The organism is Streptomyces sp. NPDC007164, from assembly GCF_040634135.1.
Classification (GTDB): domain Bacteria; phylum Actinomycetota; class Actinomycetes; order Streptomycetales; family Streptomycetaceae; genus Streptomyces; species Streptomyces sanglieri.
On sequence record NZ_JBEYFB010000045.1, the window covers coordinates 45,297 to 55,650 of the forward strand.

Here is a 10,354-nt window from a genome sequence, read left to right on the forward strand (position 1 = left end):
ACTGCTCCCAGGCACTGCTCCCAGGCACTGCCCTGCGGAGCTACTGCTCCTGTGGCCGATGGCCGTTGTGAAGCAGCTCGTCGAACAGGGTCCGGTAGCGGACCATCGCGCCCCGCAGCTCTTCCGTGGTGGCCTGATGACGGCTGCTGCGGTCACTCACCTCGTGGGCGGTGCGGTAGTTCTCCAGCGTCCGGCCGTGCTCGACCGAGAGATCGCTGACCTGCTGCTCGAACCCCTTGGTCGGATAGCCGCGTTCGCTCATGAGCGCGGTCACGAGCCGGTCGGCTTCGTGGACCGCGTCGTCGGGGTGATCGACGAACTCCTCCTGGGCCCTGCTCCAGCCCTGGGCGTACTTCTCGCGATCCGTCGCCGAGAGTGGCTTGATCTCCAGCGCGTCATGGCGCTGCTGCCGTTCCCGCAGCTCCCGTTCCGCGGCCGAACGGCTTCCTTCCTCCTCCACGACCCGTTCGTACTCGGGGCCGAACTGTTCTCTCAGGTGACGTCTGCGCGTGACTCTCCACGTCACGAGCGCGCACAGCAGCAGCACGACCACCACCGCGGCGATGATCGCTATGAGGGTCTCGGTCGACATGGCTCCTCCGTTCGCCGGTTTTCGCCGGTTTCCGAGAAACGAAGAGTGGCCGGAGGCTTTGCGGGAGCTGACGAGCGGGCGGCCGCTGTCGCTCTACCAGGAGTGCCTTCGGCCGGCGACCGCGTGTCTTCCTCCTCTCCGCCGTGCCCCTCTTCACTGTCTCCCGCGCCGCACGCGGGGGCAACTGCCACCGGACCAGGGGAATCCGAAATCTGGCCGGGAAAATCAGGGAATCGACCCCGAACGGTTACGGAACGCGAAATTCCGTATATTCAGTGGCGCGTACACCAAAAAGCCTGGCCAGAGTGTCTTGCCGCGTGTGGCCATGTGGTCGAAGTGGAGGACCGGATCGATGCCTGCTGTCTATGTATTGAGGTATCCGTCCGATTCGCCAACTATTCGCGCATATCCATACCCCTCAAGGGGTTGCTTTCGGCCCTCCCGTTCGGGGCCTGTTGATAGTGCTAGCGGACTCATGAAGACTGACGTGTGCAAGATCGTTGCCCGCGGGATCGTCCACTCGGAAGGCAGTGTAAATGACAGGTAAATATTCTCCAATAAGTTAGCCGTATCGGTCGGTGGTGGCGGTCTTCAACCGGAGTCGTCACATCCGTATCCGTGTCGGCTTCTCTCGCCCCATCTCAGGGAGGATCGTGCTGTGGAGTACCGGAGGCTCGGCCGGACAGGCATCCGCGTCTCTGCGTTGAGCCTGGGTACGGCCACTTTGGGGTCTCGTTGGGGGCCGCGCTGGTCGATGGCGCCGGCCGAGGCCGACGCGCTGATCGACACCGCGTTGGAGCGGGGAATCAATCTGTTCGACACTGCGAACGCCTACAACGACGGGGAAAGTGAAGAATGGCTCGGCCGTGCATTGAAGCGGCGCTCCGCTCGTGACCGAGTGGTTCTGTCGACGAAGTTCGGCTATCGCACCGATCAGCGCGATGTCAATAGCGGTGGGTGCAGCCGTCGGGCAATGACCGCCGCAGTCGAGAATTCGCTGAGTCGGCTGGATACCGACTATGTAGATCTTTATTACGTCCATCTCTGGGACCGCGTCACCTCCATCGAGGAAACGCTGGAGACGGCGACCGATTTGATTGCCCAGGGCAAGATCCGTTATCTCGGCCTGAGCAACGTACCCGGCTGGTACCTCGGTTACGCGGATGGGCTGTGCGCGGGAAGGGGCCTCCCGCCGATCGCCGCGGTGCAGTTGAACTACAACCTGCTCACGCGCTCGTTGGAACACGAGTACCTCTCGTACGCCGAACACGGCGGCACCGGTCTCGTCTCCTGGGGCCCCCTGGCGGGAGGTCTGTTGACGGGGCGGTACCGGGTGGATTCGCGAAGACGCCGCCTCGAAGGGGCCGGACGTCTGACCGAAGGCATCCTGGGCGCCACCGTCAGCCCCTTCCAGGACATCGTCCACCGCACCCTCGCCCGCCTCGGTCAACTCTCGGAGCAGACCGGTGAAAGCCCCGCGCGGATGGCCCTGGCGTGGCTGCTGCGCAACCCCCGCCTCACCAGCGTCACCCTCGGCGTGTCCTCACGGGCGCAGCTGCTGGACAACCTGGAAGCTGCGAACACCGAGTTCCCCGACGGGGTGATGGCCTCGCTCGACGAGGTGTCCGCCCCGTCCACCCCCCACCCCTACGACTTTCTGGCCCAGGAATTCCAGGACCTGGTCCACGGCACCCCAGCCGGCGATCCGGGCAAGGACGGGCAGGCGCCGATGAATCAGCAGAGAACCAACTGACACCGCGGGAGCGCAGGCACCGTGCCGCCGGAGGCGGACGGTGGGCCGTCTCCCCGTGTGGCCATCGCATCCGGGCTGCGGGTACGCCGACGACGTCGTACCGCTCTGTCCGGCTCTTCGTCATGTCGGGGCAACCGACCAAGCCGGGCGTGACGCCGATCGATCATCACCTCGCGCGACGACACGGCGTCTCGCCGGTTCCGACCAGCCCGTGGGAGCAGACATGCGTTTCGGCCTACTCGGCATGCTAGAGGTCTTCGATGGGGAACGACGGGTGACGCTCTCCGCACCAAAGGTGCGCAGCGTGCTGACTCTGCTGCTTCTCCACAGCGGCCACGTCGTACACACGGCTTCGCTCATCGACGAACTGTGGGGCGAGAAACCCCCGTTGACCGCTCTGACCACCCTGCACACATACATCTACCAACTGCGCAAGGCGATCCGGGTCCGTCATACGGCGGACCCGGATGCGGGGCCGGGGGAGCCCGGGCCGACCGGGCCGGACCAGCCCCAGTGGCTGCGCACCGCGTACGCCGGTTACGTCGCCGACGTACCGCCCGAGTCCATCGACCTCCGCCAGTTCGAGAGCCTTGCCGCCCAGGGCAAACGGGCCCTGGAACGTGGGGTGATGGCAGAGGCGGCCGGCCTGCTCCGGGCCGCACAGTCCTGCTGGCGCGGCCCGTTCGCCGCCGACGTCCGGCACGGCAGGGCGCTCAGCGCCTACGCCACCAAACTGGACGAGGAATGGCTGCGCGTGGTGGAGCAGGCCGTCGAGGCCGAGATGGCGCTCGGCCTGCACCGCGAAGTGCTCGGCGAGTTGCGGCAGTTGGTCATGGAGCACCCTTTCTCCGAGGGGCTGTACCAGCAGCTGATGCTCGCTCTGTACCGGTCCGACCGGCGCTTCGACGCGATACAGGAGTACCAGTGCCTGCGCCGGAACATGGTCGACGAGCTCGGCCTCGAACCCTCGCGCGCGGTCCAGCAACTGCACGAGGCCATGCTCAACTCCGACCCGTCACTCGACTTCCGTTACGCCGACCGGCCGCGGCAGCGGCAGCACAGCGACTGGTTGGCACATTGACGCTCCGCCCTGTTCGACGAGGGGCTCTCCCGAGGAGGATCACCGTGGCAACCGACACCACACCGCCCGTCGGCAGCGGCACCGCTGAGGACGAGGCCCGCAGACAACTGCCCGCCGAGACCTTCGAGTACGCGAGCGGCGGTGCCGGGGACGGGTCCACCGTGCGACGCAACACCGCGCGCCTGGACTCGTTGTCGCTGCTGCCCCGGATGCTGCGCGATGTCTCCGGTATCGACACCGGGACCGAGGTCGTCGGTGGCCGGCTGGCCGCTCCGTTCCTCGTCGCTCCCATGGGCATGCAGGGCATCTACCACAAGGGGGCCGAGAGCGCGGCGGCGGCCGCCGCCGCGCAGTTGGGTCTCGGGTTCTGCCTGTCGACGTTCGCCAGCCATTCGCCGAAGGAGGTCGCGGGCGCGGCGGGCCGGCAGGTGCGTTGGCGACAGGTGTATCTCATGAGTGACAGCGGACTCACCGACGCGCTGGTCGAAGGAGCCGAGGAAGCCGGCTTCGACGCGGTCGTCTGCACGGTGGACGTACCGGTCATGGGGGCGAGCCGGCGCGACGCGGGCAACGTCTTCGACCACCCCAGCCAGGAGCTGCGGGAGGCCGCCGCGCAGCCGGCGGTGGCGGACGAGCCGTACTTCGTCCGGCTACTGGCCGAACGGCGCCGCGCGACGCCGGGGGCGAGCGCCCAGGAGGTCATCGACACCCTGTTCCCCAACCCTGCCTGCACCTGGCAGGAGCTGGAGCGGCTCATCGCCCGGTCCCGGCTGCCGGTGATCGTCAAGGGCGTGCTCCACCCCGAGGACGCGACCCGCGCGATCGAGGCCGGTGCGGCCGCGGTCGTGGTGTCGAACCACGGCGGCTACCAGCACGACCGGTCCGTGACCAGTATCGACGCGCTCCCCGGTGTCGCCGGGGCGGTGGCCGGCCGGGTGCCGGTGTACTTCGACTCGGGGATACGCCGCGGCAGTCACGCGGCGGTCGCGCTGGCCCGGGGAGCGTCGGCCGTGCTGGTGGGCCGGCCGGTCCTGTGGGGCCTCGCGGTGGGCGGCCGGGACGGTGTCGCCGCCGTGCTGCGGGATCTGGTCGAGGACCTGCGCAACACCATGGCGATCGCCGGCGCCCCGACCGTGGCCGATCTCGCCGGAGCCACCGTCCCGGCCTGACCCGGCAGCCCTTCGGGGGCTACCGGGCCGGGCGCACCTGGGGTGTGACGCCGTTCCAGAACGGCCTGCGGGAAATCCACTGCGGAAGGGCGCCGGCGCCGCCGGCGCCCTTCTCCAGGAACGCGATGTTGTGATGCAGATTCAGGCCGGCCAGTGAAGCGGCGAGATCCGCGGCCCCGCCGTCGGCGCCGAACCCGCGGTCGCCCATCCGGTCCCGCAGCGAGTTCACCATGGCCAGAGCGGCCGCGATGGAATCGCCCGGCGCCGCGTCGCCGTCGTGGCGGGCCCACGACGAGGCCGACAGGTCCTCGATGACGTACCAGCCACCTGGTCGCAGTCGCGGATACAGATGCTCGAACGCGGCCAGGACGTCGCCCGCGCAATGGCTGCCGTCGTCGATCACCACGTCGAACGGTCCGTGGTCGCGGCAGAGCCGGTCGAGGAACTCCCGGTCGTCCTGGCGTCCCCGGAGCGTGGTGATGCGGTCCTCGTCCAGGGGGGACTTGTCGAACACGTCCACCCCGTAGATCTGACCGCGCGGGAAGAAGTGCTTCCACATCCGCAACGACCCACCGCCCTCGTCGGGGCGCTCGTAGCCTCCGATACCGAGTTCGAGCAGCCGGACCTCCTGGCCGCGCAGCGCGCGGAAGTGGCGTTCGAAGTGCGGTGCGGACAGCTGGAGGCTGTTGCACCGGTCCGAATCGTGCCGAAGGGCCAGGGTGGCGAGCCCGGGGCTGTGTGAGGTGCAGCCCGAGACCACCGCGTCGGCGGCCCGCGCGATCCTGTACAGCCGCTCGGTGTCGGGAGCCAGGTGGTCCTCGCCGGGCAGGAACCGGGTGACGCGCATGTCCGGGCGCCGGCCGGTATCGGGCCGGTACAGCTCCAGCGCCAGATCGGCGATCGAGCATTCGAGCCGCACATCGGCATCGGCGGCAGCCGCCCGGGTACGCGCCGGCCGCGCCCCCTGGGTGACGCCGAGGGTCGTGATGTGACGTGCGGGTCCGTGGGTCAGCTCCAGCCCGACGGTGGCCGTCGCACAGTCCGCCGCCGGCTCCGAGCGGAAGAGGATCTCGTCCACCAGCACCGTCGCGACCGCGTCCGTCCCCCAGCGCTCCACCACTTCGGTGACGCGCCGCCAGCCTCCCGAGGCGCTGTGCAGAACTGAATCGACGAGCTCGGTCCTGGTGGTCGTCATACGGTCTTCCTCGTGGTCGTCGGAGCGGTGCGGATCAGCCGCGCTGCCAGAACATCGCCACACCGTCGATGGGCTGGAGCGGCTCGGTGATGCCGTGCTTCCTGCGGTAGGTCTCGACGGCCTCGCTGCACGAGGGCAGCACATGGTCGTCCACGATGACGAAGCCGCCGGGAGAGAGGCGGGGGTAGAGGTTCACCAGGGCGTCCATCGTCGAGTCGTAGTGATCGCCGTCCAGCCGGATCACCGCCAGCTTGTCCACCTCGATGGCCGGCAGGGTGTCGGCGAACCAGCCGGGCAGGAAGCGGACCTGCTCGTCGAGCAGGCCGTAGCGGGAGAAGTTCTCCCGCACCTGCTCCAGCGGCACGGCGAGGAAGTCGTTGTGCAGGTGCCACTGCAGCTGCCGGTCGTCGGGGTGTGCCCGGTCGTCCGCGACCGGCATCCCCTGGAACGAGTCGGCCAGCCAGACGCGCCGGTCCAGCACTCCGTGCGCCTTGAGGACCGCACGCATCAGGATCGACGAGCCGCCCCGCCACACACCGGTCTCGATCAGGTCGCCGGGTGTGTTGTCCCGGACAACGGACTCGACACAGTGCTGCAGGTTGTCCAGCCGCTTCATGCCCACCATGGTGTGGGCCACGCTCGGCCAGTCACGCCCTTCCTGCCGCGCCTTCTCGTTGTCCTCGCCCCACACCCGTACCGCCGGGTCCGCGTAGATGGTGTTCGTCAGCACCTTCTTCATCAGGTCCAGATAGAGATCCGCACCGTGGTTCGACATGTGAGGTCAGCCTTTCGCCGTGGGCGGGCATGTGGCCGGGTGGCCGGGGCCACGGTGTCGCGGTGGTCTCCAGGCGGGATCCAGCGGTGCTGAAGCTGCTCGGCGGCGGCCGTTGGACCAGGAGTCCGCCGGAGTGTGGGTCGATCGGCGGGACATCGCGGGCGGCGCGGCGCACCGGAACGTGCGGGAGCCGCCCGCGTCGGAACGGGAACGCGGAGGAGAGATCTGTGACACGGCGACGAGTCGTCCTGCTGCTGCCGGGACAGGGGGCGCAGCGCGCCGGAATGGCGGCGGGGCTCTACGGCGTGCAGCCGGAGTTCACCCGGTGGATGGACGAGATGTTCGCGGTGCTCGGCGCCGACGGCGACGGGCTGCGGGATCTGTGGCTGGGCGGGCCCGCCGGGGCGCTGGACGAGGCCGTGGTCGCCCAACCGCTGCTGTTCGCCGTCGGCCACGCGCTCGGGCACGCGGTGCGGTCGGCTGCCGGGGCGCCGGACGTGCTGCTGGGGCACAGCGTGGGCGAACTCGTCGCGGCGTGCCTGGCCGGAGTCTTCACCCCGGAGGGGCTCGCGACGGCCATGGCCGGCCACGTCCGGCGTCTGGACGACACCGGACGCGGCGGCATGCTGGCCGTCGCGGCCACCGCCGGGGAGCTGTCCGAGGAGCTGCGTGCGGGGGCCGTCGTCGCGGCCGAGAACGGCCCCCGGCAGACCGTGCTCGCCGGTTCCGACAGCGTCCTCGCGACGGTGCGCGGACAACTGGAGCGGCGGAACATCACGCTGCGCACGCTGGGGTCGGGGCACGCCTTCCACAGCCCGGTGATGGCTCCGGCCGCCCGGCGGTTCGCGCAGGACCTGGGCCGGCTCCGGCCGGGGCCGCCGCGGACGACCATCATGTCCACGAGGACCGCACGCCCGGTGAGCGCCGGACAGGCCGTCGACCCCGCCTTCTGGGCCGACCAGATATCGCTCCCCGTACGGTACTGGCCCGCACTGCGCTCACTGCTCGACTCCGAGGGCCTGGGCCCCGGGCTCGTACTGCTCGACGCGAGCGCGGACCGAAGCCTCGCGGTCGCCGCACGTGGGCACCGGGCCGTACTGCACGGCCCGAGCAGTGTTCACCCGCTGCTGGCCCGTAGCGGACGGGCGGGCACCGCCGCGGACGCCGAAGCCTTCGCGGCGGCCGTCGCGGCGCTCCACTCCGGTACGTGACACGCCCGTACGTGACACGCGCATACGCGAAACACCGGGACGTGGCGCACCGGGACGTCACGCACCGGTGCGTGACACCAGGACCTGACGTACCAGGACCTGATGTACCGGCGTCAGTTGGGCACGATGATCAGCTTGCCGCGCACATGACCGCCCGCGCTCTCCCGGTGGGCGTCGGCCGCCTCCGACAGCGAGTACGTCCGGGCCACGGACAGGTCGAGCCCACCGTTCCCGACCAGCTCGGCCGCCTGCTCCAGACGCTCACGGATCGCGTCGGGGCCGGCGAACACGAAGCGCACACCGTGCTCCGCCGCCCCGTGGTCCGCGATGGTGACCACGCGGTCCGGGCCGCCGGTCAGTTCGACGAGGGCCGGCAACGATCCCTTCCCGGCGGCGTCGAACGCCGCGTCCACACCCTTCTCGGCGACGGCACGGGCCCGCTCGGCGAACCCCTCCCCGTACGTCACGGGTTCCGCACCGAGCGACCGCAGGTACGCGTGATTGCGCTCGCTCGCCGTACCGATCACGGTCGCGCCGAGATGCCTGGCGATCTGCACGGCCACGGACCCGACGCCACCGGCGGCCCCGTCCACGACCACGGTCTCCCCGGACTTCACCCCGAGGTCCGTGAGCGCCTGGTACGCCGTGTTGACGGCCACCGGCAGCCCGGCCGCGACCTCCCACGAAACACCCTCGGGCTTGCGCGCGAGCTGCGCCGCGGGTGCGAGTGCGAACTCGGCGTAGCTGCCGGAGCCGATCGAACCGAAGACCTCGTCGCCCACGGCGAAGTCGGTCACATCCGCGCCGACGTCCGCGACGACACCGGCGACATCACCGCCGGGCACCGAGGGGAACTCCACCGGCATCATCGCCGCGACGGCGCCGCTGCGCAGCTGCCAGTCCAGCGGATTCACCCCGGCGGCGCGGACCGCCACCAGGACCTGGCCGGGCCCCGGGCGGGGCACCTCGCGCTCCACCACGCGTAACACCTCGGGGTCCCCGTACTCCGAGAACTCCACAGCACGATATGTCTTTGCCATTTTTACCCTTTATCTACGTAGGTTTTACCGGGTCGACCGGGATCGCTGACGTTCTGTCAAGTCCCATGCGCAAACTATCGAACAACGGCTCAGCGGGCCATCGGGGTTCGGCCAACTCCCGTGTGCCTGAGCGGTCCTTGAGCGTGTCGGGGGTCGGCCCCCCGTAGCTTCGAAGCGATGGAATGTGCCTGGAACCGCATAGGGAGTACGTCATGACAGCACATGCCCCGCGGCTTCCGTTTGAGCGGACCACTGAGCTGGGTCCGCCACCGGAGTTCGCCGCACTGCGCGCGGAGCAACCGCTGCGGCGGGTCGGGTGCCCGTTCGGTGGCGACGCGTGGCTGGCCACCCGGTACGCCGATGTGCGGAAGGTCTACGCGGATCCGAGGTTCTCCCGGGCCGCGACGGTCAACGCGGACGTGCCGCGGGTGAGCCCGGCGCAGACCCCGCCCGGCGGACTGTTCGCCATGGACCCGCCGGAACACAGCCGGCTGCGCAAGCTCGTGGCGGGCACGTTCACCATGAAGAACGTGCAGCGCTGGCGGCCCCGGACGGAGCAGATCGTCGACGGACTCGTGGCCGGAATGCGGGAGCACGGATCGCCCGTCGACCTCGTGCACCACTTCTCGGTACCGCTGCCGGTGACCGTGATCTGTGAACTGCTGGGCGTGCCGGCGGCCGACCGCGGCTACTTCGAGCGGCTGTCCCGGCTCATGCTGAGCACGACGGCGGCGACCGGCGAGGAGATCGACGAAGCGATCGGCACTCTGCTGGACTATCTCGGCAAGCATGTGGCGGAACGCCGCGCGCGGCCCTCGGACCGGCGCTCCCGCGATCTGCTGACCGACCTGGTGGAGGCGCGGGACGAGTCGGACCGGCTCAGCGAACAGGAACTGGTCCAGATGGGCGTCGACCTGCTCGTCGCCGGGCACGAGACCACGGCGAACCAGCTCTCCAACTTCACCTTCACCCTGCTGGACACCGGCCTGTGGGCCCGGCTCCTCGAAGAGCCCGGACTGCTCGACTCCGCGGTCGAGGAGCTGCTGCGGTACGTCCATCTCGTCAACGGGGGGACCACGCGCATCGCCCTGGAGGACGTGGAGTTCGACGGCACGGTGGTGCGCGCCGGCGAGGCGGTCATCGCGGCCATCGGATCGGCCAACCACGACGAGACGGTCTTCGAGGAGCCCGGCCGCCTCAAGCTGGACCGGTTCCCGAACCCGCACGTCGGATTCGGGCACGGCGTGCACCACTGTCTCGGCGCGCAGCTGGCCCGCCTGGAACTGAGGGCCGGGCTCGGCGGGCTGCTCAGGGAGTTCCCCACACTGCGGCCGGCCGGGGAGAAGAAGGACATCCCCTGGCGGGAAGGGCAGTTCGTGCACGGCCCCACGGAGCTGATGGTCGCCTGGTGACTCGCCGGTGAGCCGCAGGCAGCGGTGCGGGAGCCGGACCACGGGTGGTGCCGTGTGCCGACGGCGCTGGACGAGCCGGGTCAGCGCGTCGAGCACATAGGCGTTGCTCGCGACGGCGGTCGCCGT

Annotated in this window: 9 protein-coding genes; 5 read left to right on the top strand and 4 right to left on the bottom strand. The window is 69.8% G+C overall.

Annotated elements, in window-relative coordinates; translation table 11 throughout:
* Positions 1 to 40: 40 nt before the first annotated feature.
* Complete coding sequence (locus ABZ622_RS34410; RefSeq protein WP_360550050.1) at positions 41 to 592, bottom strand: hypothetical protein; 552 nt, start codon at positions 590 to 592, stop codon at positions 41 to 43.
* A gap of 658 nt (positions 593 to 1,250) precedes the next feature.
* Between ABZ622_RS34410 and ABZ622_RS34415 the strand changes: the two genes are divergently transcribed.
* The 3 genes from ABZ622_RS34415 to ABZ622_RS34425 all read left to right on the top strand — a co-directional run bounded on the left by ABZ622_RS34415 (position 1,251) and on the right by ABZ622_RS34425 (position 4,595).
* Positions 1,251 to 2,345 (top strand): aldo/keto reductase, encoded by a 1,095-nt coding sequence (locus tag ABZ622_RS34415; RefSeq protein WP_360550052.1) that lies wholly within the window; start codon positions 1,251 to 1,253, stop codon positions 2,343 to 2,345.
* Between the two features lie 244 nt (positions 2,346 to 2,589).
* On the top strand, positions 2,590 to 3,426 hold the full coding sequence (locus tag ABZ622_RS34420; RefSeq protein WP_360550074.1) for an AfsR/SARP family transcriptional regulator: 837 nt from the start codon (positions 2,590 to 2,592) through the stop codon (positions 3,424 to 3,426).
* A 44-nt stretch (positions 3,427 to 3,470) separates the two neighbouring features.
* Entirely contained in the window at positions 3,471 to 4,595 is a 1,125-nt protein-coding gene (locus ABZ622_RS34425) for an alpha-hydroxy acid oxidase (protein ID WP_360550054.1), read from the top strand.
* A gap of 19 nt (positions 4,596 to 4,614) precedes the next feature.
* On the opposite strand, the gene ABZ622_RS34430 is transcribed toward ABZ622_RS34425, so the two are convergent.
* Positions 4,615 to 5,790, bottom strand: coding sequence for a class I SAM-dependent methyltransferase (locus ABZ622_RS34430; protein ID WP_360550056.1), 1,176 nt, complete (start codon positions 5,788 to 5,790; stop codon positions 4,615 to 4,617).
* A 34-nt stretch (positions 5,791 to 5,824) separates the two neighbouring features.
* A complete protein-coding gene (locus tag ABZ622_RS34435) occupies positions 5,825 to 6,565 on the bottom strand; it encodes a TylF/MycF family methyltransferase (protein WP_360550058.1) in 741 nt (246 codons plus the stop codon).
* A gap of 227 nt (positions 6,566 to 6,792) precedes the next feature.
* On the opposite strand from ABZ622_RS34435, the gene ABZ622_RS34440 reads away from it, so the two are divergent.
* Entirely contained in the window at positions 6,793 to 7,776 is a 984-nt protein-coding gene (locus tag ABZ622_RS34440; RefSeq protein WP_360550060.1) for an acyltransferase domain-containing protein, read from the top strand.
* Between the two features lie 113 nt (positions 7,777 to 7,889).
* On the opposite strand, the gene ABZ622_RS34445 is transcribed toward ABZ622_RS34440, so the two are convergent.
* Complete coding sequence (locus ABZ622_RS34445) at positions 7,890 to 8,816, bottom strand: NADP-dependent oxidoreductase (protein ID WP_360550062.1); 927 nt, start codon at positions 8,814 to 8,816, stop codon at positions 7,890 to 7,892.
* Between the two features lie 212 nt (positions 8,817 to 9,028).
* On the opposite strand from ABZ622_RS34445, the gene ABZ622_RS34450 reads away from it, so the two are divergent.
* Positions 9,029 to 10,228 (top strand): cytochrome P450, encoded by a 1,200-nt coding sequence (locus ABZ622_RS34450; protein WP_360550064.1) that lies wholly within the window; start codon positions 9,029 to 9,031, stop codon positions 10,226 to 10,228.
* Positions 10,229 to 10,354 lie beyond the last annotated feature (126 nt).